Genomic DNA, 26914 nt, shown 5'->3' with positions numbered 1-26914 from the left:
ATAATCTTTCGTCTTGACTATATAAGCTAACGAATAACCATGTAATTTATGAACCAAAATGTGTTTATAGAATTGATAAATCCTTTTAAAGACAAAGTTTTTCGTCTGGCGAAAAGATTATTAACAAGCACTGAAGAAGCTGAAGATGCAACTCAGGAAGTAATGGTTAAACTATGGAACAAAAAAGACAGTTTGCATGCCTATAATAGTATCGAAGCGATGGCGATGACAATGACAAAAAATTATTGTCTGGATCAGTTAAAGTCCAAAAGAGCAGATAATCTTAAAATCGTACATAATAATTTTACGGACCGACAGCCTCAGTTAGATAAAAAAATAGAAGATACTGATAGTCTCGAGTGGGTAGAAAAAATAATCGGTCAATTACCGGAACAATTACAGATATTAATTCAGCTACGGGATGTTGAGCAATATGAATTTGAAGAAATTGCAAAAATTGTCAACATGAATGAAACGGCTATTAGGGTTGCGCTTTCAAGAGCAAGAAAAAAAATTAGAGAATCAATGCTTAATGCACACAATTATGGAATTAGATAAAATAGAAAATATATTAGAAAAATACTTTCAGGGAGAAACTACTATTGCTGAAGAAAATGAATTAAGAAAATACTTTTCTTCGTCAGATGTTGCGCAGCATTTGGAGCAATATAAACCAGTTTTTGGTTATTTCTCTCAGGTAAAAGAACAGAAATCAACGTATGAGGTTCCACTACAATCTAAGAGACTTAAAGTAGGGTGGTTATCGATTGCGGCATCAGCTGTTCTTTTACTGGGAATAGGAACTTACTTTTTGGTTAGCGAACAAAATAATGCAGCTGTAGTAGCTTCGCAAAAAGAATTAGGAACTTACGATGATCCCGAAGAAGCTTTAAAAGCAACACAAAAAGCTTTGGCTTTATTATCAAACAATGTTAATGTAGGTATTGAAAGTGTGCACTATATTAAAGAATACGAACAATCTAAAAATAAAATTTTTAAACAATAAACTTAATTTATAGAATATGAAAAATTTCATCCTAACAGTAATTTTAGCCTTTTTCACTCATGCTTTTTATGCACAAAATGCGTTTGATAAATTTGATGGTCAGGACGATGTAACATCTGTGATAGTAAATAAAAAAATGTTTGACATAATGAGTAAGGTTAAAGTAGATGCTTCTGATAAAGAAACCCAGCAATACATGAATCTGATTAAAAAGCTGGATAATTTGAAAGTGTTTACTACCAAAAACCCAAAAATTGAAGCCGACATGAAACTCTCTGCTGATAAATACATCAGGACTGCCAGTTTAGAAGAGCTGATGCGTATCAATGATAGTGGTAAAAATGTAAAAATCTACGTTAAGTCCGGTGCCAGTGACACTAAGATAAAAGAATTATTTATGTTTATTGATGGTGCGAAAAATGAAGATACTGTTCTGTTGTCTTTAACGGGGAACTTCGATTTAAATGAAATATCCGTACTGACAGACAAAATGCAGCTTCCGGGTGGATCAGATTTAAAAAAGGCTTCAAAAGGTAAAAAATAGTATGAAAGCCAATGTTTTTACTTCAGTCATTTTGGTGTTGCTAACTTTAGTAAGTTGTAATTCCGAGCCTTCACTGCAAAAATATTTTGTAGAGAATACAGAGAATAAAGATTTTATTGCGCTCGATATCTCGCCCGGTATTTTAAATGTTGATAAAGCAAAATTATCAGCAGAACAAAGCGAAGCTTTAAATTCTTTTGATAAAATGAATATTCTGGCTTTCAGGGCAAATGATAAAAATCAAGTGCAATTTGAAGCAGAAAGGGCAAAAGTAAAAGCTATTTTGAAAAATCCAAAATATCAGGAATTAATGAAGGTGGGCTCCGGGAAGGATGGCGCTTCTGTCAGTTTTGTTGGTACTGATGAAAATATTGAAGAATTTGTGATTTTTGCCAACAGAAAAGAAAATGGATTTGCAGTCGTTCGTGTTTTAGGAAAAAACATGAACCCGAATAATGTTATGACTTTGATGTCGGTATTGAAAGAATCAAACATTGATATGGAACAGTTAAAACCTTTGCAGGAATTGATTAAATAATCATCAATCTTACTTATAATCAGAAAAAGTTCCAAAATTATTTGGAGCTTTTTTTTCGTCCTTTTTGCAAATCATATTGTAGAGGCGCACAGCAGTGCGTCTTATGCGCAAAGCTAAAAAACGATCTTGAATACTGGACGTAGACGCACTGCTGTGCGCCTCTACAGAAAATTTGGATGAATATGTTTATTATTAGAAAATCAAAATTACACAAAGTATATCGTAGAGATGCACAGCTGTGCGCCTTATGCGCAAAATATATATCAAACAAAAAGCCCCAATTTTTCACATTGGGGCTTTTCTTTTATAATAGGATCTGAGCTTATTTACTCAAATACATTTTTCTTCTGGAGTACAATTCGTAGAACTGATCGTCTTTTAAGTCATCAATAAACAAGATGCTTTCTCCTGTTGATTTCATTTCTGGTCCTAATGCTTTGTTTACATTCGGGAATTTGCTGAAAGAGAAAACCGGCTGTTTGATCGCATAACCGTTTAATTGCGGGTTGAAATCAAAATCAGTTACTTTATTATGGCCTAACATTACTTTTGTAGCGTAGTTTACATACGGTTCTCCGTAAGCTTTCGCAATGAACGGAACTGTTCTTGAAGCTCTTGGGTTTGCCTCGATGATGTAAACCGTATCATCTTTAATCGCAAACTGAATATTGATTAATCCAACCGTTTTTAAAGCTCTCGCAATTTTATGCGTGTGATCTTTAATTTGCTGCATTACAAATTCTCCTAAGTTGAAAGGAGGCAATGTGGCATTACTGTCTCCGGAGTGAACTCCGCAAGGCTCGATGTGCTCCATAATCCCGATGATGTAAACATTTCCATCAGCATCACAAATTGCATCCGCTTCGGCTTCGATTGCACCGGCTAGGTAGTGATCTAATAATAATTTATTTCCCGGAATTGCTTTCAACAAATCGATTACGTGTTCTTCTAATTCTTTTTTGTTGATTACAATCTTCATTCCCTGACCTCCTAATACATAAGAAGGACGAATTAAAAGCGGAAAATCTAAACTATCAGCTAATTTTGAAGCTTCATCAGCCGTTTCAGCGATTCCGAATCTTGGGAAAGGAATGTGTAATTCCGTTAACAAGTCAGAGAAACGTCCTCTGTCTTCTGCTAAATCAAGCGCATCAAAACTTGTTCCGATGATTTTTACACCATATTTAGAAAGTTTTTCAGCTAATTTCAAAGCAGTCTGACCACCTAACTGTACAATAACACCTTCTGGTTTTTCATGTTGGATGATATCATAAATATGTTCCCAGAAAACCGGTTCGAAGTATAATTTATCAGCCGTATCAAAGTCTGTAGAAACTGTTTCAGGATTACAGTTGATCATTATTGTTTCGTAACCACATTCTTTAGCGGCCAAAACGCCGTGTACACAAGAGTAATCAAACTCGATTCCCTGCCCGATTCTGTTTGGTCCTGAACCTAAAACAATTACTTTCTTTTTCTCTGTTACAATGCTTTCGTTATCTACAAAACGCTCTCCGTTTGCTTTCTCGATTTCAGCTTCAAAAGTAGAGTAGTAGTAAGGAGTCTGAGCTTTAAATTCAGCCGCACAGGTGTCAACCAATTTAAACACACGGTTGATTTTTTGCTCCATACGTAAAGTGTGAACTTCACTTTCTAAACAATTCATCATGTGTGCTAATTGTCTGTCGGCAAATCCTTTTTGTTTTGCTTCAAGCAATAGTTCTTTAGGAAGATCGGCAACTTTGTAGTTTGAGATCTCTTTTTCTAAAATATAAAGATCTTCGTATTGTTTTAAGAACCACATATCGATTCTTGTAATTTCGTGAATGGTGCTCAACGGAATTCCCATAGCAATTGCATCGTAGATTACAAAAACACGATCCCAGCTTGCGTAAGTCAGTTTATCGATAATCAATTCGTAATCTTTGTATCCTTTTCCGTCAGCGCCTAAACCATTTCTCTTAATCTCTAAAGACTGAGTTGCTTTGTGAAGAGCCTCCTGGAAAGAACGTCCGATTCCCATAACTTCACCTACAGATTTCATCTGAAGTCCTAAAGTTCTGTCTGAACCTTCAAATTTATCAAAGTTCCAGCGTGGTATTTTTACGATTACATAATCTAAAGTTGGTTCAAAAAGAGCCGAAGTAGATTTAGTAATTTGGTTTTGTAATTCATCTAAGTTATATCCTAAAGCCAGTTTAGAAGCAATTTTAGCAATTGGATATCCGGTTGCTTTTGATGCTAAAGCAGATGAACGGGATACACGAGGGTTGATCTCGATTGCCACGATATCTTCTTTTTCGTCTGGCGAAACTGCGAATTGTACGTTACATCCTCCCGCAAAGTTTCCGATACTTCTCATCATTAATATAGCGTAGTCACGTAATTTTTGGAAAGTTGTATCTGATAATGTCATCGCCGGCGCAACTGTAATCGAATCTCCGGTATGGATTCCCATTGGATCCATATTTTCGATAGAACAGATAATTACAACGTTATCATTTTTATCTCTTAAAAGTTCTAATTCGTATTCTTTCCATCCCATCAAAGCTTTGTCAATCAAAACTTCATGAATTGGAGAAGCTTCAAGACCTCTTGTCAAAAGCTCATCAAAATCTTCTTTTTTGTAAACCACAGCTGCTCCGGTTCCTCCAAGTGTAAACGAAGGACGAATTACAAGCGGAAAACCAAACTCCTGAGCAATTTCTTTTCCTTCTAAATAAGAAGTAGCTGTTTTTGCCGGTGCTGTTGGTACATTTATTTTTTGTAAAAGCTGTTTAAACTGTTCTCTGTCCTCAGTGATATTGATGGCGTTAACGTCAACACCGATTAATTTTACTCCAAAATCCTGCCAGATTCCTTTTTCATCTGCTTCCAGACACAAGTTCAAAGCAGTCTGACCACCCATTGTTGGTAAAACAGCATCAATTTGTGGATGTTCCTTCAGAATTTCAATAATCGATTTTGTAGTTAATGGTTTCAAATAAATATGATCGGCCATTGAGGGGTCGGTCATAATTGTCGCTGGATTTGAGTTGATCAAGATAACTTCAATTCCTTCTTCACGAATCGAGCGTGCAGATTGAGATCCCGCATAATCGAATTCGCAAGCCTGGCCAATAACAATAGGTCCTGAACCTATAATTAAAACTGATTTTATTGATGTGTCTTTAGGCATTTTGTATGTATTGTGTAGTTATTTACGATTTTAAAAACGATTCTAGTGTGCTATAAACTAGAATGTTGGGAAAATTTTACCGACAAGGTATAAAAAAAGGCGATACTAAAAAAGTAATCGCCTTATGTATGTTTATACAAACATTATTTTTTGTGTCTAGGTTCGCTAGAAACAGTTAATTTATGTCTTCCTTTAGCTCTTCTACGCGCTAGAACTTTTCTTCCATTCGCAGAAGCCATTCTGTCCATAAATCCGTGCTTATTTCTTCTTTTTCTTTTCGATGGTTGAAATGTTCTTTTGCTCATTGCTTTGTATCTTTAAAAATGGTATCTAATTAACTCTTTCTTGGTTTTGGATATCGTTATTCAAAAACCGAGTGCAAATATACAAAGACTTTTTTTTCTGGCAAGTACTTTAATAAAAATATTTTTAATTCATTTTACTATATTTGCAGTCACAAATATATACCTGTTATGTTTCACAAAAATATTAAACTTATTTTAGCCGGACTTCTTGTAGTCGCTGGCATTTGGCAATTTACAGAGAGTAATATCGGGAATGGAATTTTCCTTATTTTGCTGACTGCTATTCCGGTTTTTTTATACTTTAAAAATGAATTCATCCTTTTAGCTTTTCTTAAATTAAGAAAACAAGACTTTGAAGGGGCTAAAAAATGGCTGGCATATATCAAAAATCCTGAAGCTGCGCTAGTAAGAAAACAACAAGGATACTTCAATTACCTGCACGGAATTATGTTGTCCCAGACTAATATCAACCAGGCTGAGAAACATTTCAAAAAAGCAATCGAATTAGGCTTATCTATGGATATGGATTTAGCTGTTGCTAAACTTAACCTTGCCGGAGTTGCCATGTCACGCAGAAGAAAACTGGAAGCGACTAATTTACTAAATGAAGCAAAGAAGTTAGACAAGCAGGGAATGCTGAAAGAGCAGATTTCGATGATGAAGGAACAAATGAAGAAAATCTAAATTCTCAAAAATTACAATATTTTAAATCCCAAATTTCAATTTTATATGGAGTTTGGGATTTTTTGTTTTCTATTTTAGATTTTTCTCCTAATTTTACTTGTAGAAGAGAATTGGAATTTGGAGCTTTTAAATTGAAATTTAATCCTCTAGGATGATAGATGGCAAATTCTCATTCAGCCATTTGTATTTGTTTAGAATCATAATGTGAGTGCCGCCTTTTACAACAATGCATTTATTGATGTATTTTATAGGGAAAACATCATCCTGATCGCCATGAATATGAATTACCTTTTCATCAATTTGATTTCGATTCCATAAAATGACAGACTCAACTGCCCATTGCAAATAATTCAAATCACGGACAGCCAAAAACTTCTCATACAATTTAATACGTTTATTTACTTTTTCCCAAAAAGAATATTTGGCAAGATTCTCAATATTCAAAATCAATTTCATCGGAATCAGTTTATAAGCTTTTGTAGTTTTTCCGATTTTCATTCTTCTTGGAAACTCTGCATTACTTCTAACACTCGAAATAATGATCACTTTTCGGGCGTCGATATGTCTGGCCATTTCCTGAACTAAAATTCCCCCGAAAGAAACGCCGATCAAAACCGGATTTTCGTGTTTGATTTTTTTTGTGATCCGAAGTGCATAATCAGATAATGACTCTTTTGGATTTGGTATTTCCCATTCGAGCAGTAACGTTTCAAAAACGGTTTCATCCAATTTAATTCTTTCAAAAATGGTTGGACTGGCAGCTAATCCGGGCATAAAATAAACAGCAATCTTACTCATTATCCAGAGAGTTTTTAATTATATGATAAAATTACCTCTTTTTACTTATATGCAAGGCAAATTCCCGGAACTTAATTCAGATAAATCATGAATCTGTGAAAGCTTAATCATTTTTTTATCTAAAGAAAATGTGTTGTATTGAAAATCAAATGATTATCTTTGCAATCCAAATCTTTACAGATAATGATTTTGTCACAGGATTTTATCTGAATTATTTCACATTCATTCTAATATTTTTTATTCACCCCAAAAACAATAAATATGGAACCTGCCGTAATGGAAATTAAAGACAATACTTTCGCAAGACAATTTGAAGCCACAGTAGCTGAGGGTTTATTAAGCGTTGAGTATTCATTTCAGGAAAAAAAGATTTTCCTGACCAAAATCAATACGCCTGAAAATTTTGAAAATCAGCCCATGATTGACACAATGCTCAAAAATATAATGGAATTGAGTACGGAGAAAAAGTTCAGGGTTGTTCCCATTCATCCAAAAGTGGCTACTTTTTTCAGGAAAAATCCAAAATATAAGGAATTACTTCCTCCTGGAATCAGAATTTAATGTTTATTCTGATGGCATAAAAAAAGGCTTCCGTTAAGGAAGCCTAAAAAAACAAATTATAAAAAAAAAACAAATTATAAATGAAGTGATTAAGTAAAAAGTAATTTTTTTTATCATTTCATGTTTTTTAAAATGCCCTTACAATTTTGTTGGTAAAGGGCATTTTAAGTTTTAGTCATTAAAGTAAAAACCGTTTGTTCCTACACCTGTTGTTAATTCTTTTAGTAAGTTCCCGCTTAAATCATAAACATAGGCTGAACCGTCTTTTGTGAAAACTCCGTCAGCTATGTAAATACGGTTGTCATTTACAGCAAATCCGTATGTATAACCTGCAGGAGAAGTAACAATTGGAGTGGTTGAAGCTGTAGTAGCATTAGCATTAATTGCATAAACTGAACTTCCTACAGTGTAATAAACTTTATCATCTTCGATATCCATAAAACCGGCTCCGTCTAAAGTCTCCGGGAAAGTAATTTTAGAAACCGATTTATCAGATAATTTCACTTTTACAATTTCGCTTCTGTCTGTGTAAGGACTTCTTAAAATGTATAAAAAACCATCTTCTTCTTCGATACAATCGGCATTTGAGCCAATTTCGATTGGTGCTTCCAGTTTTTTGGAGATAATATTTATTACTAATAATTTGGTGCTTGTCACAGGTTCAGTAATATATAATTTATCATTTTCCAAAACCAAACGATTTCCAGTTGCATTCAGATCAATTTTAGATTCGTATTTATTGGTTTTTAAGTCAATAATAGCAACGTAATCGTCAGTATTACCAGGGGCATCAGCTGGAGCTTGCCAGGCAGCATAAGAATTTGCGTTGGTAACATACGCTTTTCCGTCTTTTACGACGCCATATCTTGGATTTTTAAGACCTGTTTCTATTTTATCAACTAATTTAAAAGTATATCTGTTAACCACATTAATTACGTCTGAACCTCCCGCAATGATATAAGCATTATCTTCATAAAAGAAAATATTTTGTGCGTATTTCCCAAGTAAGTCATCATTATTAGCTTCAGTGTAAACATCTTTCGTAAAAACGCTGAAATCTTCACTTAAAAAAGAAACAGTTCCCTGATCTGAACTTCCTTCATTCAAAATGAACACACCGTTATCATAAGCTCCCTGAGGTTCGTTTGAATCGTCATCATCGTTTGAGCACGAAACGAATAGAGTGGCACTAAGTGCTATTAAAAACAATTTACTAAATTTCATTATATTAAAATTTTAAGGTTATATACATATTAAAATTGCGACCCGGCATAGGTCTGTTTTCGAGACTTTCGTAAACTTCGTTGAATAAGTTCAACACCTGAAAGCCTAATTTAAAAGAGTCTAAAAATTTAAAATCATAATCGACTCCAATATTGGATATCATATAGTCATTTATAATTTCATCAGGATCGTTGTCTGCTCTGGTATAGACAAATCCGTTATATAAAAATTGATAATAAGCCGAAATTTTATTTCTTGAATAAGAAACTGAAGCTGTCGCTTTATCAAAGGGAACAAAAAAGAGCTGTTTTTTGGTGTCAATGTTTTCAGAAATGGTATGCGCATAGGTAGCATTAGCGGCAAAAATATTTTTTCCAAACTGCTTTTTCCATCCAAGCAAAGTTTCTGCGCCGTAACTGCTTACATTGTCTGTATTTTGCGGAGTCCAAATGCCATTATTGCCCGGAACCCATTGTAGCAAATCTTTTATTTTAATGTAATAAAAGGTCTGTGTCAGTGTAATAGTACTGAATGTGAATACGTTTCCAATTTCAGCCTGATAGGAACTTTCAGGTTTTAAATTCCGATTTCCCCCTGGTTCCCAATACAAGTCATTAAAGGTCGGTATTCTGAAATTACGTGATAGATTCAATTTCAAATTATATAACTGCCCAAATTGATAAGAGGAACCTAAAGAAAATAAAACAGGTGATTTGTAATTGTCTGTAAATTCTTTTCGAATACCAAATTCATTTTTCCAATTGGCAGAAATATCTTGTTTCATGAGTAGAGATGCGGAACTGATTTCCCGTGTATTGGTTCCAAAACCGGTTCCGGTTCCTGTAGTTTTATTATAATCAACAATTGCGTTTATCTGAGTTGATTTAAAAACAGTATATCCAAAATCAGCCTTTGTAATTAAGCTCTCTGTTTTTCCGTAAGTGTAATTGTTTGTTGAATTATCTGCGTAATATTGGTAGTTTTCAAATATATATCCTGTTTTGAGATTTGCCGTGAGTTTGCCAAAATTACCATCATATTCTAATAAATTTCTATTGAAACCATTGATGTATTTACTTGGAGTTTCATTTTCTGTAATTAAAGAAGTATTTCGGTCTGTGCTGGATGTTTGACTGTATAATTTTAGAATGTTCTTAGCGTTAAGTTTGTAACCTAAATTGGCACTCATTGTAAAAATATTGTATTCGCCATTGAGGTTCCGGCGCTGTTCTCCTTTCCAGGTATATTTATTCAGGTATTTGTAATCATTTGTAGAGCTGTTGTTTGAAAGCCCAATCTGCGCACTCCATTTTTTGTTTGAAATATTAGTTTTGTAATTAACTCCAATTGTATTAAAACTTCCGTAATCCAGTTTTAAATTATTATCAAAACGATTATCAAAGTCCAAATCGTTATTTAAATGTACTGTTCCTCCAATAGCGCCACTGCCATAAATTACGCCTCCGCCTCCGGCTTTTATACTTACCGAATTATAATCAGTGCCTGAAATTGTGTTAAAATCAGTACTTCCGTTCATTTGAGAATTAATGTTGATTCCGTTCCAGATTACAGCTGTCTGAGAAGAAGTTGTTCCTCTGAAAGAAACTGTAGAAAGCATTCCACGACCATATTCCTTGAAATAAAGGGTTGAATTGAAGTTTAATAAATCGGTTAATAAGGTCTCGTTTTTATTGATTATTGAATCACTGAGTTTTAAAACCGATTGTGAATTGGAGTATTTTTTAAGATTGGTATCAGAAACTAAAACCTCTTTTAATTTGGTAATAGAATCATGCTGCGCCGAAATAATCTGGCACAAAAGCAGAAAACAAAAAGGAAATCGTTTTTTAAAAATCATAATTTCTACACTCTTTTTCCCGAGAGTTCGATATTTGTTAATAAGGCAGGTCTCCTGGCTTGCGTCTTGTTGTTTACCTTCCCATCATGAATATGACAGTGGTTTTGTAGCTAACAACAAGCATTCTTATTAAAGAACTAAGCTTACAGTTGCGGGTACAGCTCAAGATTTTTGGTTTTAAATAATTTAAAATCAGTAACTTGATTCCCTTTTAATGTGTTTTGGTAATTAAAACACAACCTTAATTGGCTGCAAAGATAAAGTTAAAAATATGTAAATATCAAATTTGTTTTACTTTTTAAAAGAAATTCTAAACAAAAGGAGTTTTAAAAATCTATTTTGATGACTTCTCCAAAATCGACTTTATTGTGGAAAGCATCTCTTAATGGCAGAGAAGAATGATGGCATAAAAGACTTCTGATAATTCCGGCATGAGCGACGATAATTATAGGAAAATCTATGTTGTTTGATTTTTTTTCAATTAAGAAACCCTCAACCCTTTTGTGTAATTCAACAAAAGATTCTCCATTTGAAACTTTAATATTGACAAAATCTTCCATCCACGGATTAAGTTCTTCTGGCGGAATGTCATTCCACATTTTCATTTCCCAATCGCCAAAATTCATTTCCATCAGGCGCTTGTCTTCTTGGTAAGAAATGGTTTTGATGTTATTCTGAATATATTTGGCTAAAGTAACACATCGCTTCAGCGGACTGGAAAAAATTATTGCTTCAGAGGGTAAATGGGAAAGAATGTTTTTAAAAACAGTATCAAAAGGTTCAGCAATATCGACATCCGATTGTCCGTAGCAGATTCCTTTTTCACAGATCGTTTCGGTATGACGGACTAAATAAATTTCCATAATAAAAGAATACTTAAATAATAAACCGCTTCGCAAACCTGTTGTGTTGCACCGAGACAATCACCCGTATAGCCGTCAATCCATTTTTGAAAATAACGAGCCAGAAAATAACGGGTTATGAAAACCGGAATCAGAACTAAAAGAATTTGATATTGAAAAAAGGAGAGGGCAAATAAAGGAAGTAATCCAAAGAAAAAAGAACCTAAAACTTCTTTCCAGCTATACTTGTTTGCAATGGGTTTGCTTTTACTTGAAGCATCATCCCTTGAATATTCATGAGTGAAAATAATAGAAATTGCTACGATGCGGCTTACGGAATGAGCAGAAATGAACAGCAGGAAAATCAAATAATTGTGATTTGAAAAAAGTAAAACAGATTCTGAAAGCAATTTGAATTTCAATAAAAAAAGTAAAACCAGCCCAATAGCACCATAAGCGCCAATGGCACTATCTTTCATAATCATCAGGATTTTTTCTTTCGTCCAGCCTCCGCCAAAACCATCACACACATCAGCAAAGCCATCTTCGTGAAAAGCACCTGTTGTTAATATAGAAGCAATAATTCCTAAAATCACAGCAGTTTCTATAGAAAGAAAAAGAGAAGAAATATAGAAAGCAAGAAATGAAATACTTCCCACAATCCAGCCAATCAAAGGAAAATAACGGGTAGCTTTGTTTAAATATTCAGGGGCGTGACTGATGTTTTTCGGGCATGGAATCCGGGTGTAAAACATCAAACAGGTAAAAAATATATGGAGTTCTTTTTTCATTTTAAATGTGGATAATTTGGCTAAAGCCCTTTTCGGATTCAATATTTCTTCCCAACATCTAAAGATGTTGGCAATTCAAATTGTATTTTTAAAATATCTTTTGAACTTCTTTTTTGTTGTAATTTATAATGATTTATAGATGTTTCTGAGAAATATTGTCGATATTTTTTGAATTGCCTCCAGATTTATCTGGAGGTACAAAATTAGGCTCAAAGAAAGGCTTTAGCCAAATTTTTTATTAAGATTTTTTTTGAAATCCAAATTTAATCATAAACTCATCATATTCTTCCTGAAATGTTTTCCTTTTATGATGTTCCTCCTGATTTTTAATATAATCACGAACTTTATCAACTATAGATTCTGAAACGGAAACAGCAAAATATTCATCTTGCCATTCAAATCTTTCTTTTGTTAATTGATTTTTATTAATCCAGTATGAAGATTCTCCTTTTAATAGTTGTATTGTTTTTTGAATAGTTTGATCATTTCCTGCTAACTCCGGCACTTTCAAAACTCGCCATTTCGTTTAAAAAAGCTTCTGCAGATTTTAAAACTGGAAAAGCAACAGCACAGCCCGTGCCTTCTCCCAAACGTAAATCTAAATTTAGAATTGGTTTTGCCTGTAGATAATTCAATAATTTTTGATGTGCTTTTTCGGCAGAGCAATGACAGAAAACAGCATTTTGAATAATAGCAGGATTTATTTTAAAAGCAATTAAAAAGGCAACGCTGCAAATAAAACCATCCACCAAAATAATCATTTTATTTTCGAAAGCCGTCAGTATTCCGCTTGCCATTTGTATGATTTCAAAACCTCCAAAATAGGCGAGCTGCGGCATTAATTCGGCTTGACCGGAATAATTTTCAATTGCTTTTTTGAGCAGGTTTTGTTTTTGAATCAATTTTTCATCAGTAACTCCGGTTCCTTTGCCAACGCATTCTTCAATAGGAAAACCAGTTAAAATACTCATGAGGACTGAAGCTGTTGAGGTGTTTCCAATTCCCATTTCGCCAAAACCGATACAGTTAGAGCCATTTTGAGCAATAGTTTCGACAATGCCTTTACCTTTTTCAAAACACAACTGCAATTCGGTTTCGCTCATTGCGGGCACGTGTAAAAAGGATTGGGTTCCTTTGGCGATTTTAGCATTGATCAGTTTAGCATTCGTTGGGAAATCATAATTGACACCCGAATCAACAATGGAGAGTTTGATATCATGCTGTTTGCAAAAAACATTAATCGCAGCGCCGCCTTCCAGAAAATTACTGACCATTTGTCTGGTCACATCTTGCGGGTATGCGCTTATGCCATGATTTGCAATTCCGTGGTCAGCTGCAAAAACCACAATATTCGGGTTGATTATTTTTGGGTTTAAGGTTTTAAAAACGCTTCCGATTTGAAAAGCCAGTGTTTCTAATGTTCCCAAAGCACCAACAGGTTTGGTTTTAGAATCTATTTTTTCCTGTAAAAGGCTGCTGAAATTGGTTTGGTTTTCAGTTTCAGACTGAGGCTTTAAAACAAAATCTGAAACAGGATATTCAATAACATTTTTAATTTCGGTACAGTTCGGAGCTTCTGATTTTTGTTTCCAGTGCAATTGCTGCAACATGGGCTGATTACCGTAATTGGTTGCCGGTTTTCCTATGCAAAAATAACCAAGAGGTTCAATGTTTTCAGGTAAATCAAGTATTTTTTTAAACTGATAATAATTCAAAATCGAAACCCAGCCCATTCCGTAACCCTGCTCTGTCAGCGAAAGCCAGATATTTTGAGCTGCACAGACCGAACTGAATTTCACGGCCTCATTACTTCCAATAGTACCAATCGTAAAGTGATTCAGTACAGACCGGTCATAAGCAATCACAAGTCCGATTGGCGCTTCATCAATAGCTTCCAGTTTCAGGGATTTATAGAGTTCTTTTTGTTCGGGATTGTCCGTAAGTTCTTCAGCCTTTTTATTATAATCCAAAAACAGGTTTTTAACAGCACTTTTTACTTCTGCCGATTTTATGATGTAATATCTCGTGGCATCTGTCAGCCCCACAGAGGGCGCCCAATGTCCTGCCTGCAAAGCTTTTTCAATTACCTCATCAGGCACTTTGTCAGCTGTAAAGTGGCGTGTATCACGTCGTGATTTTAATATGTCGTCCAGATTGCTCATTTTCAAAAATCAATTACAATTTCAAAAATCAATTGCAATGGCAAAAATCAATTGCAATAATCCTGATGTTTGAATTTATGTAAAGTTAAGACAGCGCTTTGGAATTTGGAATTTAAAATTTGAAATTTCTTTAATTATTGATTTTTGAAATTGCCATTGCCATTGTCATTGTCATTGATTAGCCTTTTATTTTAACAGGAATCCCTGAAACCATAAGTACAACTTCATCTGCATTTGAAGCCAGAAACTGATTCATCCAGCCCTGAAGCTCGGTAAATTTTCTGCCAATGTGAGTGTCTGCATGTACGCCCATACCAATTTCGTTTGTAACAATAATCAGGTTGGTGTTTTGCTGAAGGGCTATTTTTTCAAATTCGCTCTTTGCTTCTTTGAGTGATAAGGCAACATCATTTTTGGTATCAACAAAAAAGTTAGTTAACCAAAGTGTTACGCAGTCAATCAATGCGGTTTTACCTGAAAAATCAATTTCACTTAAATATTTTTCTTTTTCAATATTGGTCCACCGTTCGTCACGCTCCTGTTGGTGGCGGTCAATCCGGTTCTGAAAATCATCATCCCATTTTCTCGCCGTTGCTACATATAGTGGCGAATCTGAAAGCTGTAAAGCCAGATTTTGAGCGTAGCTGCTTTTTCCCGAACGTTCACCACCGGTAATTAAATAAATCATTTGTATAATATTAATGTTTTGGGCGTTCCCTCCGGTCGGGCTATTCGTTTCAAGTCCTCGTCTCGTGAAAAAACGAGACTGCGGGCTTTTCACTGCTATCCCTAACGCAATCGGTGCCTGGGTTAATTTCGGCTAATGTAGTAAGATTTATTTTTTCAGAAAATTAATAAGGGCAATGGCGGCATGCATTTCCGCAGCAGTTTCCTCTTTTTAAATGAAACCACGTCTTAAAGACATAATTGCCATTTTCGATATAATAGTCAATGTCTTCAATTATTTTATCGGTTTTTGGTAAAGATATAGCTTTATTTTTAAGCGCCTTTTTAGGGGTAATCGTTTCAACATAAGCATCAATCTTGTCAACACATGCTTCTTTAAAGCATCCGGGACAAAGGCAGTCTCCTCCTTCTGAAAGATTAAAAATAGGAGGGAAGTCATTGCACCAGCAGCTATTTTCAGGAGAAATATTTCCACAGCCAAAAGAGGATTCACAGCTCGAACAAACTTTTGTTTTTATACTATTCATATATGAAAAAAAGGGTTTGTTTAAATTTGTAAGAATAAAGGTAAATAAAAAAAATATAAATTGCGTTACCTTTGTGTTATTGATAAGGCGGCAACACTAGCAACAATAACGATGCCATATTCATCTGAAACAATACAACAGTCTATGAAACATTTATTTCCCAAATTTATTTTCATTACCTCATTTTTTCTTCTGACAGGATGTAAAAAAAATGAAAATGAAGCAATTACAACATCTGAAATTCCTCAAAACAGTATCGAGTATGCTTCTGGACTTTCTATCGTAAAACATGAAGGATATTCTATAGTAACAGTTTCCAATCCATGGCCAAATGCAGATAAGAATTTCAAATATATTTTAAAAGAAAAAGATGCTGAAGTGCCTGACAGCCTGCACAGTTATACTACTATTAAAGTCCCCCTGGAATCTGTTGTAGTAACTTCAACAACCAATATTCCGTTTCTTGAAATGCTGGATGTCGAAAACAAACTGACAGGATTCCCGCATACCGATTATATTTCTTCTGAAAAAACCAGGGACTTAATTGACAAAGGTTCGGTTAAAAACGTAGGTCAGAATGAAAAACTAAACATGGAGCAGTTAATAGAATTGTCACCGGATTTAATTGTGACTTTTGGTGTTGATAATAACAATCCAATGCTGGACAATCTGAAAAAAAGCGGTCTAAGCGTCTTGATTCAGGCAGACTGGATGGAGCAGTCCCCACTCGGAAAAGCCGAATGGATAAAACTTTACGGTGCTTTATTTGGAAAGGAAGACAAAGCAAAAGAATTATTCGATAAGATTGTAACCAGTTACAATCAGGCGTTAAAATTAGTGGCTGATAAACCTGCGGCATCGACTGTTTTATACGGATCAATGTATGAAGATGTATGGTATGTTGCCAAAGGAAACAGCTGGGTTGCCCAATTTCTGAAAGATGCTAAGACCAATTATTTGTGGTCAGATTTAAAAGGAACCGGAAGCCAGGGCTTATCTTTTGAAAAAGTACTGGATAAAGCCAAAACAGCTAATTTTTGGATTGTCTCAGGCTCCTTTAGAACCTTAGACGAATTGCAAAAAGCCAATCCGCATTATGCTGAATTTGATGCTTTTGCTAATAAATCAGTGTATTGTTTAGAAAGTAAGTTTGGTGCTACCGGCGGGACTATTTATTATGAAGTGTCTCCAAGCCGACCGGATTTGGTGCTGAAAGATTATATTAAAATTTTTCATCCGGATTTACTTCCGGGTTATGAGTTTACTTTTGCAACAAAACTGAATTAAATTGGTCAATAAAAAACGAAATACCATTTTATTTGCCACGTTGGCCATAGGTCTGCTTTTAATGTTTTTTGCGAGCATTAGTCTGGGTTCCGTGAATATTCCGTTTAAAGAGGTTTATACAAGTTTAACAGGCGGTCAGGCCAGCAAATTAACCTGGGAGTATATTATAATTAACTACCGTTTGCCAAAAGCAATTACTGCTGTTTTAGTTGGAACGGGACTTTCTATAAGCGGTTTGCTGATGCAGACGCTATTCAGGAATCCGCTGGCAGGACCTTATGTTTTAGGATTAAGCTCTGGTGCAAGTTTGGGAGTAGCGTTTGTGATTTTGGGAGCAGGTTTTTTACCCTCATTTCTAAAAATAATAGCTTTGTCATCTTACGGAATTGTTTTGGCCTCTACTTTAGGAAGTACACTTGTTCTGTTATTGGTTTTATTGGTTTCACAGCGATTAAGAGATACAATGGCAATCTTGATTGTTGGCTTAATGTTTGGAAGTTTTACCACGGCAATCGTTAGTGTTTTAACCTATTTTAGTACAGCTGAGCAGCTTCAGAAATTTACTTTCTGGTCGTTGGGAAATCTTGGAAACCTTTCCTGGAAATCCATTACAGTTTTAGCTGTGAGTGTTGTTTTTGGTTTAGTTTTGAGTGCCGGCAGTATTAAGCCTTTGAATGCTTTGCTTCTGGGCGAAAATTATGCAAAAAGCATGGGTTTAAATATCAAAAAAGCACGTTTGATCATTATTTTTGCAACGAGCATTTTAGCCGGAAGTATAACAGCTTTCGCAGGCCCGATTGCTTTTATTGGCCTTGCAGTTCCACACATTGCAAAACTAACTTTTCAAACCAGTAATCATATGATTTTGTTTTGGAGTACATTGCTTTTTGGAGCCGTTATCGTGCTATTCTGTGATATAGTTTCTCAAATGCCGGGTTTTGATGTGACGCTGCCTATAAATGCTATTACATCTATTATTGGTGCTCCGGTTGTGATATGGCTTTTAGTTCGAAAAAGAAATTTACAGTAAAACTTACTTTTTTGTATGTCTAAAGGAGGAACTAAATCATCGGAAAATAAATTTTCTCACCGAAATGAAAGTACCTTTGATTTATAAAAATAAAGAACTGAAAGCAGATCTAAAGTGTGATTTATTTATAGAAAATTGTCTGGTTGTCGAATTAAAAACAATTTCTGAAGTAAATCCCATTCATGAAGCGCAACTCCTGACTTATATGAAATTATCCAAAGCACCAAAAGGAATTATAATTAACTTTAATTGTCATAATATGTTTAAAGAAGGGCAGAAAACATTTGTAAATGAATATTTCAAATTATTGCCAAAGTTTTAGTGACAACAGCTATGTGCTAATTTACAAGTAAATTTTAAAAATAAACTATCAAAGAAAAAAAAACTATGTTCTCTATGTGTTTAAACAATAAGTCACAATGAAAACGATATTGAATACTTCAAATTTAAGTATTGGCTATAAGTCCAGGAAAGGAAATGTGGTCATTGCTCAGGATTTAAACTTAACTTTTGATTCAGGAAAACTTATTGCTTTAATCGGTGCAAACGGGATTGGCAAATCGACTTTGCTGCGAACAATTACCGGAATTCAGTCTCCATTGGCAGGAAATGTTTATCTGAATGATAAAAGTATTTCAAAATATAAACCATTGGATTTGGCACAAAACCTGAGCTTGGTTTTAACCGAAAAACTGCCTCCAAGTAATCTTTCCGTATTTGAACTGGTGGCTTTAGGACGTCAGCCATATACGAATTGGGTAGGAACTTTGACTCCTGAAGATATTGTAAAGGTAAACGAAGCTTTAGCCTTGACTCAAATCGAACATTTAGCTTCAAAAAGGCATTTTGAAATCAGCGACGGGCAATTGCAGAAAGTTTTAATTGCAAGGGCACTGGCGCAGGATACACCGCTGATTATTCTTGACGAACCCACCACACATCTTGATTTATTGCATAAAGTTTCCTTATTCAAATTACTGAAAAAGCTCACACAGGAAACACAAAAATGCATTTTGTTTTCGACTCATGACATCGATCTCGCCATTCAGCTAAGCGACGAAATGATTATTATGACACCCGAAATGGTCGTACAGGATGAACCGTGTAATTTAATCTCAAAAGGAAGCTTTAATGCTTTGTTTAAAGACGAACATATTGTTTTTGATGCCGAAAAAGGGAAGTTTATTGTGAATTGATTTCGATTCTTCCTGCAAGGTTTTTAAAACCTTGTAGGTTTAAAATTTAGATTTGGGCGAGAAAAAATATACCTACAAGGTTTTAAAAACCTTGCAGGAGGGTAGTTAACTACTTCTTCAATCCAATCTGTCTCTTGGCCTCACCAACCACAAAAGCAACCGAATTTGCAATATTAAAACTGCGAATAAGCGGTGACATCGGAATAGTCAAGTGATTTTCGAATCTAGCCATGAACTCTTTGCTCAAACCAACACTTTCTTTTCCGAAAACCAGCCAGTCACCATCCTGAAATTCATTCTCTAAATACGATTTGTCAGAATGTGAACTCATTAAAAACACTCGTGACTGATCCGGAATCTGCTGTATCCATTCCTCAACATTTTGATATTCTGTTACATCTAGATGCACCCAATAATCCAACCCCGAGCGCTTCAGGTTTTTGTCATTAATTACAAATCCAAAAGGGTGAATTAAGTGAAGACGGCTTTCTGTGCCTACACACAAGCGGCCTATGTTTCCGGTATTATTTGGTATTTCCGGTTCTACAAGAACAACGTTTAACATCTTTTAGTTATGAGTTATGAGTTATTGGTTATGAGTTATTGGTTATGGGTATTTCGAATTATCTCATTTACAAATTGCCACATTGTCTAATTCTCAAATTCATCGACCTCTCGAACTTCACCCGCTTTTAAGTTTTGCAAATATACATTTCCTATCCGAACACGAACTAATCTCAAAGTAGGAAAACCAACTGCTGCCGTCATTTTTCGTACCTGACGGAATTTGCCTTCTCGTACTGTAATTGAAGCCCATGATGTCGGACCGTGACGCTCGTCCCTTATTTTCTTGGCTCTGGGGCCAAAATCAGGAATTTGAGTAACGATAAAAGCTTTGCAGGGTTTTGTTTTATATTTTCCGCCATCAAGACCAATTTCAACACCATTTTTAAGCTGCTCGATCGCTTCGTGAGTAATAATCCCGTCAACCTGAACGTAATATTCCTTTTCTACTTTTTTACTTCGTACCAATTCGCTCATGTTTCCGTCTGTAGTCAGCAAAAGCAAACCTTCAGAGTCTTCGTCGAGCCTTCCGATTGCCATCGTACCTTGGGGGAAATCATATAATTCGCCCAGAAGTTTTTTTTTTCTTTTTAATTCATAAATGAACTGGCTGAGGTAGCCGTAAGGTTTAAAAAGAACGAAGTGTCGGTGCATGTTTATTTTTTTTGCAAATTTACGTTATTTCAGCTTAAGTAATTTTGCATATTAAAAGAGGGTAAATTTATTTGCATAAAATTCATTAAATTAGTAATTATTTGATTTTCAATATTTTCATTAATTAATTCACGCTGATTTATGATAAAAAGAACTATTTTGATTGAAAATAAATCTTCTCTTATTACCAAAAACCTTCAGTTAGTAATAAAGTCGGAAATTAGGGAGAGCAGCATTCCCATTGAGGACATTGGTTTTTTGGTTCTGGATCATCCGGAGATATATCTGAGTTTGCCTGCAATGAATTTATTGATTGAAAATAATACTGCTGTGATTGTATGCAATACTAATCATCTTCCCAACGGAATGTTTCTGAACCTGAACAGCCATCACATTCAGCAGGAAATCTTTAAGGATCAGGTTAATGCTTCCGTTCCTTTGAAAAAGCAGTTGTGGCAACAGACAGTTGTTGAAAAAATTAGAAATCAGGGAGAGCTGCTGGAGAAAATTACCGGGAAAAAAAATGCATTTGAATTTTTGGCAGGGAAGGTTCTAAGTGGGGATACAACTAATATGGGCAAAACCACCTTTTATACTTTCGTCAATTATTCCTCTATTAAAAAAATACTCTTTTAATTCAGTTGTCATTTCTTTAGTTGAATTCAAATCTTCAATCAAAGACTGAATTTCGGGGCAATGTTCTTCTAAAACCCCTTCAGCAGATTGGTCTAACCGATTGCTTAAAAACCCTCGCCTTTGAGCGATATGATAGAAAGCACGACCAAGTTCAAACAAAGAAACTTTTTGTTTACTGGCTTTATCTCTAAATAAATATGGGTTGATGTTTTCATCATCGTTAGTGCGCAACCATTTTAGAAATTCGGGATTCTGTGGATATTCTTTAAAACCTGATTTTTTCCATAGTTTTACTTCTTCAACAGAAAGTGGACACATTCCGTTTTCAGAAAGTACTTTTAAAGTTTCATATTTTCTTAATTTTCTACGATACTTGATTTTTCGTGCGCTTCTGTAACCTGTTCGCTCAGCCGCACGGGAACTTTCAATTCCTTTTTCAGATTTTACTCCTTCCGAAAATATCCTTACACCTTTATCTACAAGTGAAAATTCGTTATTATCTTTATTAACAATAGCCCACCCAATAGAGTTGGTTCCTAAATCTAATCCGAGTATTTTGGTCATGTTTATTTTGTTTTGGTTCAAAAAAATAAATCTACAATAATTGTAATAACTAAAACACGTAGTTATACTTGTTTTTTGATAAAAATTATTAGTATGTTTGTAACAGATAATTTTATTCTAATCTTTAATCTTATCACAATAAGGCTATATGCCGTAGATGAAAATCTTAAGTCCTGCTTCGGTGGGACTTTTTTTTTGCTTCTGTTTTTGCTCATGTAGTAATAACCCAAAGCAATGTTAAACCATTTAGTTTTAAAATTTAGAATTCGTAATATTATATAAGATGAATATTTAAAATCAATAATATGGAAACGAATGATTTAGGCTCTAAAAAAATAAACGGAGTACAAAAAGATATAGACGAATCAAAAGGAAAAAACATTTCGCATGACGGAGAATCGGAAGATGCAAACGTGAAAAAAGAAGTGGTTACTGATGAAAACGGGAATAAAACAGTGGTAGAAAGAGCCCGAAATGAAAACGAGGATATTGGAAAAGTCAAAGATGATATAAAACCGGATAATCCAAATTCAAACCGTGGTGTTTCTACAGAAGAAGAAGCAAAAAAAACGGTTGAAAACAAAGACCGGAATTCTGATGTTACACCAAACCGTTATCCAAATTCTAATCCCGAAAGCCATGAAGACAGAGGGAATATGAAATTGGATGAGGACAAATGAATAACGAAAAATTTACAGATTAGAGGCTCTTTTTTCTGAAATAACATTTGATTAGCATATCAGGTTAATATTATGATAAACTGAGGTTTTGCGAAGGTTACCAAGGAAGGTCTTCGTAAATTAGAAGGATCAATTTAAAAAATATATAAAATGGGACTTTTAGAAAATAAAGTTGCTTATGTTTCCGGCGGTGGTTCAGGAATTGGACGCGCAGTGGCAGAAGCATACGCCTTAGAGGGAGCAAAAGTAGTATTATCTGATATCAACGTTGAACACGGAGAAGAGACCGTGAAAATTATAAAAGAAAAAGGAGGAGAGGCTTTTTTCGTAAAAGGAGATTCGTCCAGCGCTATTGATAATAAGCACATGGTTGATGTTACGGTTTCAAAATACGGGCGACTGGATATTGCCTTTAACAACGCCGGAATGGGAGGGCCTGCAAAACCAACCGGTGAATACGAACCGGATGCATGGGACAAAGTAATAGCTTTGAATTTAAGCGGTGTTTTTTATGCTTGTCGTTATCAGTTAGAGCAAATGGAGAAAAACGGAGGAGGCAGCATAGTGAATATTGCTTCTATTCACGGACAGGTTGCTGCACCCAATAGTGTCGCCTATACAGCAAGCAAGCATGGAGTTGTAGGTTTGACTAAAAATATTGCAGTTGAATATGCTCAGAAAAATATTCGCTGCAATGCTGTTGGACCAGGATATATCGAAACAGCCCTTTTAAAAGACAATTTGAATAAAGATATGATGAATGCCGTAGCTGCAAAATCTCCAATGAATCGCTTAGGAACTTCAGAGGAAATTGCAGAGTTGGTTGTGTTTTTAAGTTCTGAAAAATCTTCTTTTACCACTGGGAGTTATATTATTGCAGATGGAGGCTATACAGCTGTTTAAACTATTTTGAATATTTAAGAGAAGGCTGTCTGTTTTTTTTTCAGATGGCCTTTTTTATGCGCCATATTTTTTTAACAGAGTAAGGGGGTTTAAAATGTTAATTTTGTTGTTTAATGACTGGTTTGTTAATAATATTAAATGAAAGTTGTTTAAAAACAGTTGTTTATTATAAAATGTTTATAAATATGAGTTATTTAAGTTCATATTTTTATAATATTCGCTTAACTTTAATGTACATAGATTTGTAGTATTAAACTTTATTTTGAAACTTATGAAAAACATTTACTTCTTTAGACATTTAATGGCTTTTTTATATTTGTTTTGCTTATCAGGAAGTCTTTTTGCCCAGACGATGCCAACACCCCAAACTTTACCTTATACTCAAAATTTTGACGGGCTGGACGCAAACTCAACAACTTATCCATCTGGATTTCAGGGTTGGACAGCTGGGTCTCCCGGATCTGGTTTTGCGACAAATGCTACAGTGACAGACAGATCACTAATTGCTAACAGCACTGCAAGTACAAACAGCGGTAATATTCATAATTATAATGAAAAAATTGGTTTTCTAAATAATGGCTCTTTAGATCTCAACATAGCTTTTGCATTTGATGCAACGGGACAGTCTGCGATACAGGTAAAGTATGATGCCATGACAATCCGTAATCCTTATGACGGGGGTAGTAATACACGTATTAATGAAATGGTTTTGCAATACAGAGTGGGTACAACAGCGTCTTTTACATCCATTTTAGAAACTGCTTACAGAAATAATACTACGACACAAACTGATTCTGGCAATACGACGCCACAAAATCCTAAAACCATACAAGTCACTTTGCCGGCAGAATGTAATAATCAGCCAGTAGTTCAGATCAGATGGATTTCAAGACAGGAATCAGGTAGTGGATCCCGACCGTCTTTTGCAATTGACAACATTGATATCAAAAGTGATATTGCTGCTCCGATTAGTGAAGCAGGTTATCCAAAAGCAGATAATATCTTGTCAGAAAGCTTTGACTTTTCGAATAAAATAAATGAAATTGGTAAAACCTATTATGTGCTATTGCCAGGAGGAAGCACAGAGCCAACAATTACTCAGATAAAAGCCGGTCAGGATGCAACAGGAGCAGCTGCTTTGCAATCCGGATTTTTTGATATTACTGATGCTTCTCAGGTATATATAAAAAGTTTTACAGGACTAAACCTGAATACTACATATTCTGTTTTTTCTGTATCAGAGGATACTAATGGAAATATTCAGTCAGTTGTAAATAAAGTCGATGCAACAACTCTCAATGTGGCAGTTCCGTCTTTGCTCACCTCAGTTTCTTCTCTGGATTTAGGTTTTTCGGAAGCAAATTATGATTCTGAAAGTTTAAGTTACCAAATTCAGGCAAAAAACCTTGTTGATGCTGTAACAGTAACGGCACCGGCTGATTTTACTATTTCGAAAGATAATATGACGTTTGGCTCTTCTTTGATTTACCCCGCTGCAGTTTTTGCTTCAGATGCAGCATTAACTGTTTATGTTCGGTTTACGCCTTCAGCTACCGGCAGTTTTTCAGGACAAATTATGCATGAGACTAAGGGTGCTTCAAAAAATATCTCTTTATCAGGTACTGGAATCAATCCTTATGTTCAGGGATTCAATGATGCAAATGTTTTGACTAACAGTGGATGGACACAGCACAATACAGCGGGCAGCCTGAATAAATGGGCGCATACAACGACTGCAAGGAATGTAAATTCCGGAAGCGGTGCGGTACTGATGAACGGATATTCTGATACCGGAGCAAGTAAAGACTGGCTGATTTCTCCAAGACTGCGTTTAGATAATTTCAATCAATTTGCATTGTTGTCTTTTTATTCCCGTAAATTTTATGCGGGTTCTGAGTTAAAATTAATGGTTTCGACTGATTATGACGGGAAAAGCAATCCGGAAACAGCAAACTGGATAGCACTAAACGGTAAATTTCCAACTGTAACCGGAACTTATGCAGCATCGCAATACATAGATTTAAGCGGATATAAGACTAATAATACTCATGTTGCGTGGGTGTATGAAACAACAGCCGGAGGTAACAATAATGCTGCAGAATGGTCACTGGATGATGTCGCAATTACAGATGATGCGGGTTATGTAGATGCAAATCCGGTTTTGGATTTTGGTGACGTTAATGTAAATTCAGTTTCAGCAAGTCAGTCATTTATTCTAAAGGCAGAGGGTTATGGAGATCTCACACTTACCGCACCGGCAGATTTTAAATTGTCTTTAGATAATGTATCATTTCAATCAAGCGTTGTTGTTGATGCTGCTGATGCTGCAAACAACAAAACGGTGTATGTGCAATTTGCCCCTGCTGTAAAACAATTAACTATTTCAGGAAGTTTAACAGTTACCGGTACGTCTTTGAATAAACAAATTGGATTGTTTACAGGATCTTCCATTCCTAAAGCTGATACTTTTGATGTTGTAACTTATAATCTAGAGTTTTTTGGCACTGATGTAAAAAATACTGGTGGAGAAGAATTTGGTCCAACAGATGATGCCTTGCAAATCGAGAATGTAGCAAAAGTAATGAACAAATTGAATGCAGACGTATATGTAGTTCAGGAAGTGTCTGATGATCCATCAATTGATGTATTGATTCAGAAATTAAACATCAACGGTAAAACATTTGATAAAACTATTTCGACTTCATGGTCGTATTCATTTAATGCACCGGATCCGAATTTTCCACCTCAAAAATTAGTGGTACTTTATAATACGCAGACAACTACAGTTAAAAAGACACGTGTTATGTTTAAGGATTTGTATGATGAGGTACGTGCTAATACAGTAACATTGACGGGTTATCCAGGTGGAAATGAAGATAGTTTCTTTTCATCCGGACGCCTGCCTTATCTGGTTCAGATAGAGACCAATATTGGTGGTGTTAAAAAAGAAATCAACCTGATTGATATTCATGCCCGTGCAAACAGCGGTACAGATATCACAAGATACAATATGCGTAAATACGATGCCGAATTATTAAAAGACAGTCTGGATGTTCATTATCCAAATGCAAATTTCATGATTTTAGGGGATTTTAATGATGATGTAAAAGCATCTGTTATTACACCAAATCCTTCATCTTATGAAGCTTTTGTTAATGATGCCAGCCGTTACAATGCACTTACCCTGGGGATTAGTCAGGCAGGTGCTTACAGTTTTCTTAGTTCGGGAGGATTTCTGGATCATATTATAGTTTCTAATGAGCTAACAAATGAATATATACCAAATTCTATCGCCGTTTATGATCCGCGTACGGATATTGCCAACTATACAAACACAACTTCAGACCATGGACCGGTAATTGCCCGTTTTGAACTGAAAGATGATGACCTTAGTACAATTGATTTTGAAAATAAAAGATTCGCAGCAAAACTATTTCCTAATCCTGTAACAGATTTGATAAATGTTTTGGTAAAAACCAATTCAGATAAAAACCTGAAATTAAGGTTTTATGATATCAATGGTCGTTTGACCGGAAATTCAATTGATCTAAAAGCGGGTCAGGAAATAAGTACGACAGAAATTCCGGTGAGTCATTTGCATTCGGGAATCTATATTTACACTCTGACAGAAAATAATAAAGTTATTTTTACAGGAAAGGTTATAAAAAAATAAATCAAAAGTGAAATAAAAAAAA

The 26914-nt window shown here is 35.0% G+C and carries 27 protein-coding genes, 1 pseudogene and 1 riboswitch; of the genes and pseudogenes, 14 read left to right on the top strand and 14 right to left on the bottom strand.

Features of this window, described 5'->3' with window-relative positions:
- Window positions 1–48 precede the first annotated feature (48 nt).
- Genes GXM17_RS08830 through GXM17_RS08815 form a run of 4 tightly spaced genes read left to right on the top strand, consistent with a single transcriptional unit; the run spans window position 49 to window position 2088 of the window.
- The gene (locus GXM17_RS08830; RefSeq protein ID WP_163398966.1) at window positions 49–558 is read left to right on the top strand and encodes an RNA polymerase sigma factor; all 510 of its coding nucleotides are present in this window, start codon (window positions 49–51) and stop codon (window positions 556–558) included.
- Window positions 545–1006, top strand: a complete 462-nt coding sequence (locus tag GXM17_RS08825) for a hypothetical protein (RefSeq protein WP_163398965.1) — start codon at window positions 545–547, stop codon at window positions 1004–1006. Before GXM17_RS08830 ends, GXM17_RS08825 begins: the two co-directional genes overlap by 14 nt.
- Window positions 1007–1022: 16 nt before the next feature.
- Window positions 1023–1550, top strand: coding sequence for a DUF4252 domain-containing protein (locus tag GXM17_RS08820; protein ID WP_163398964.1), 528 nt, complete (start codon window positions 1023–1025; stop codon window positions 1548–1550).
- A gap of 1 nt (window position 1551) precedes the next feature.
- On the top strand, window positions 1552–2088 hold the full coding sequence (locus GXM17_RS08815; protein ID WP_163398963.1) for a DUF4252 domain-containing protein: 537 nt from the start codon (window positions 1552–1554) through the stop codon (window positions 2086–2088).
- Between the two features lie 322 nt (window positions 2089–2410).
- On the opposite strand, the gene carB is transcribed toward GXM17_RS08815, so the two are convergent.
- Window positions 2411–5266, bottom strand: coding sequence for a carbamoyl-phosphate synthase large subunit (gene carB / locus GXM17_RS08810; RefSeq protein WP_163398962.1), 2856 nt, complete (start codon window positions 5264–5266; stop codon window positions 2411–2413).
- A 143-nt stretch (window positions 5267–5409) separates the two neighbouring features.
- Window positions 5410–5571 carry a 50S ribosomal protein L34 gene (gene rpmH / locus GXM17_RS08805; protein ID WP_008464848.1) on the bottom strand — a complete coding sequence of 54 codons (162 nt, stop codon included), beginning with the start codon at window positions 5569–5571 and terminating at the stop codon, window positions 5410–5412.
- A gap of 168 nt (window positions 5572–5739) precedes the next feature.
- Between rpmH and GXM17_RS08800 the strand changes: the two genes are divergently transcribed.
- Window positions 5740–6255 carry a DUF2892 domain-containing protein gene (locus GXM17_RS08800; RefSeq protein ID WP_163398961.1) on the top strand — a complete coding sequence of 172 codons (516 nt, stop codon included), beginning with the start codon at window positions 5740–5742 and terminating at the stop codon, window positions 6253–6255.
- A 138-nt stretch (window positions 6256–6393) separates the two neighbouring features.
- On the opposite strand, the gene GXM17_RS08795 is transcribed toward GXM17_RS08800, so the two are convergent.
- A complete protein-coding gene (locus GXM17_RS08795) occupies window positions 6394–7053 on the bottom strand; it encodes an alpha/beta hydrolase (RefSeq protein ID WP_163398960.1) in 660 nt (219 codons plus the stop codon).
- Between the two features lie 276 nt (window positions 7054–7329).
- Between GXM17_RS08795 and GXM17_RS08790 the strand changes: the two genes are divergently transcribed.
- A complete protein-coding gene (locus tag GXM17_RS08790; RefSeq protein WP_163399059.1) occupies window positions 7330–7614 on the top strand; it encodes a GNAT family N-acetyltransferase in 285 nt (94 codons plus the stop codon).
- 171 nt (window positions 7615–7785) lie between these two features.
- Here the strand turns inward: GXM17_RS08790 and GXM17_RS08785 are convergent, their stop codons facing one another.
- From GXM17_RS08785 to GXM17_RS08750, 8 genes and pseudogenes are all read right to left on the bottom strand, one after another.
- Window positions 7786–8838 carry a YncE family protein gene (locus GXM17_RS08785; RefSeq protein WP_163398959.1) on the bottom strand — a complete coding sequence of 351 codons (1053 nt, stop codon included), beginning with the start codon at window positions 8836–8838 and terminating at the stop codon, window positions 7786–7788.
- Window positions 8839–8842: 4 nt separating this feature from the next.
- A complete protein-coding gene (locus GXM17_RS08780; protein ID WP_163398958.1) occupies window positions 8843–10696 on the bottom strand; it encodes a TonB-dependent receptor plug domain-containing protein in 1854 nt (617 codons plus the stop codon).
- Between the two features lie 27 nt (window positions 10697–10723).
- A riboswitch (cobalamin riboswitch) is annotated at window positions 10724–10955 on the bottom strand.
- 67 nt (window positions 10956–11022) lie between these two features.
- A complete protein-coding gene (cobC, locus tag GXM17_RS08775) occupies window positions 11023–11559 on the bottom strand; it encodes an alpha-ribazole phosphatase (protein ID WP_163398957.1) in 537 nt (178 codons plus the stop codon).
- Window positions 11544–12329 (bottom strand): adenosylcobinamide-GDP ribazoletransferase, encoded by a 786-nt coding sequence (locus tag GXM17_RS08770; RefSeq protein WP_163398956.1) that lies wholly within the window; start codon window positions 12327–12329, stop codon window positions 11544–11546. The genes cobC and GXM17_RS08770 overlap by 16 nt, the downstream gene beginning before the upstream one ends.
- A gap of 238 nt (window positions 12330–12567) precedes the next feature.
- Window positions 12568–12819, bottom strand: a pseudogene (locus tag GXM17_RS08765) (transposase); the annotation flags it as partial.
- Window positions 12812–14491, bottom strand: a complete 1680-nt coding sequence (cobT, locus tag GXM17_RS08760; RefSeq protein WP_163398955.1) for a nicotinate-nucleotide--dimethylbenzimidazole phosphoribosyltransferase — start codon at window positions 14489–14491, stop codon at window positions 12812–12814. The pseudogene GXM17_RS08765 and the gene cobT, both read right to left, overlap by 8 nt.
- Window positions 14492–14669: 178 nt before the next feature.
- Entirely contained in the window at window positions 14670–15179 is a 510-nt protein-coding gene (gene cobU, locus GXM17_RS08755; RefSeq protein WP_163398954.1) for a bifunctional adenosylcobinamide kinase/adenosylcobinamide-phosphate guanylyltransferase, read from the bottom strand.
- Window positions 15180–15342: 163 nt separating this feature from the next.
- Window positions 15343–15705, bottom strand: coding sequence for a C1orf53 family protein (locus GXM17_RS08750; protein WP_163398953.1), 363 nt, complete (start codon window positions 15703–15705; stop codon window positions 15343–15345).
- Window positions 15706–15849: 144 nt separating this feature from the next.
- Here GXM17_RS08750 and GXM17_RS08745 point away from each other — a divergent pair, with 144 nt between their 5' ends.
- The 4 genes from GXM17_RS08745 to GXM17_RS08730 all read left to right on the top strand — a co-directional run bounded on the left by GXM17_RS08745 (window position 15850) and on the right by GXM17_RS08730 (window position 19218).
- Window positions 15850–16992 carry an ABC transporter substrate-binding protein gene (locus GXM17_RS08745; protein WP_163398952.1) on the top strand — a complete coding sequence of 381 codons (1143 nt, stop codon included), beginning with the start codon at window positions 15850–15852 and terminating at the stop codon, window positions 16990–16992.
- Window position 16993: 1 nt separating this feature from the next.
- Window positions 16994–18022 carry an iron ABC transporter permease gene (locus GXM17_RS08740; protein ID WP_244307363.1) on the top strand — a complete coding sequence of 343 codons (1029 nt, stop codon included), beginning with the start codon at window positions 16994–16996 and terminating at the stop codon, window positions 18020–18022.
- Window positions 18012–18344: a GxxExxY protein gene (locus GXM17_RS08735; protein ID WP_163399057.1), complete on the top strand. Its 333-nt coding sequence runs from the start codon at window positions 18012–18014 to the stop codon at window positions 18342–18344. The genes GXM17_RS08740 and GXM17_RS08735 overlap by 11 nt, the downstream gene beginning before the upstream one ends.
- A gap of 97 nt (window positions 18345–18441) precedes the next feature.
- Window positions 18442–19218: an ABC transporter ATP-binding protein gene (locus GXM17_RS08730; RefSeq protein ID WP_163398951.1), complete on the top strand. Its 777-nt coding sequence runs from the start codon at window positions 18442–18444 to the stop codon at window positions 19216–19218.
- Between the two features lie 109 nt (window positions 19219–19327).
- Here GXM17_RS08730 and GXM17_RS08725 read toward each other — a convergent pair whose 3' ends face one another.
- Both GXM17_RS08725 and GXM17_RS08720 read right to left on the bottom strand, forming a co-directional pair.
- Window positions 19328–19783: a tRNA (cytidine(34)-2'-O)-methyltransferase gene (locus tag GXM17_RS08725; protein ID WP_163398950.1), complete on the bottom strand. Its 456-nt coding sequence runs from the start codon at window positions 19781–19783 to the stop codon at window positions 19328–19330.
- Window positions 19784–19869: 86 nt separating this feature from the next.
- Complete coding sequence (locus tag GXM17_RS08720) at window positions 19870–20436, bottom strand: pseudouridine synthase (protein WP_163398949.1); 567 nt, start codon at window positions 20434–20436, stop codon at window positions 19870–19872.
- Between the two features lie 141 nt (window positions 20437–20577).
- Between GXM17_RS08720 and cas1 the strand changes: the two genes are divergently transcribed.
- On the top strand, window positions 20578–21072 hold the full coding sequence (gene cas1 / locus GXM17_RS08715) for a type II CRISPR-associated endonuclease Cas1 (RefSeq protein WP_244307361.1): 495 nt from the start codon (window positions 20578–20580) through the stop codon (window positions 21070–21072).
- Here cas1 and cas9 read toward each other — a convergent pair.
- Window positions 20989–21636 (bottom strand): type II CRISPR RNA-guided endonuclease Cas9, encoded by a 648-nt coding sequence (cas9, locus tag GXM17_RS08710; RefSeq protein WP_244307360.1) that lies wholly within the window; start codon window positions 21634–21636, stop codon window positions 20989–20991. The genes cas1 and cas9 overlap by 84 nt on opposite strands.
- 305 nt (window positions 21637–21941) lie before the next feature.
- Between cas9 and GXM17_RS08705 the strand changes: the two genes are divergently transcribed.
- The 3 genes from GXM17_RS08705 to GXM17_RS08695 all read left to right on the top strand — a co-directional run bounded on the left by GXM17_RS08705 (window position 21942) and on the right by GXM17_RS08695 (window position 26892).
- Window positions 21942–22316, top strand: coding sequence for a hypothetical protein (locus tag GXM17_RS08705; protein ID WP_163398948.1), 375 nt, complete (start codon window positions 21942–21944; stop codon window positions 22314–22316).
- 150 nt (window positions 22317–22466) lie between these two features.
- Window positions 22467–23219, top strand: coding sequence for an SDR family NAD(P)-dependent oxidoreductase (locus GXM17_RS08700; RefSeq protein ID WP_163398947.1), 753 nt, complete (start codon window positions 22467–22469; stop codon window positions 23217–23219).
- Window positions 23220–23490: 271 nt separating this feature from the next.
- Window positions 23491–26892 carry a T9SS-dependent choice-of-anchor J family protein gene (locus GXM17_RS08695; protein WP_163398946.1) on the top strand — a complete coding sequence of 1134 codons (3402 nt, stop codon included), beginning with the start codon at window positions 23491–23493 and terminating at the stop codon, window positions 26890–26892.
- Window positions 26893–26914: the final 22 nt, after the last annotated feature.

The sequence above is a fragment of the Flavobacterium fluviatile genome, assembly GCF_010645065.1.
Lineage (GTDB): Bacteria > Bacteroidota > Bacteroidia > Flavobacteriales > Flavobacteriaceae > Flavobacterium > Flavobacterium fluviatile.
This window is presented reverse-complemented; position numbering and strand designations above follow the sequence as displayed.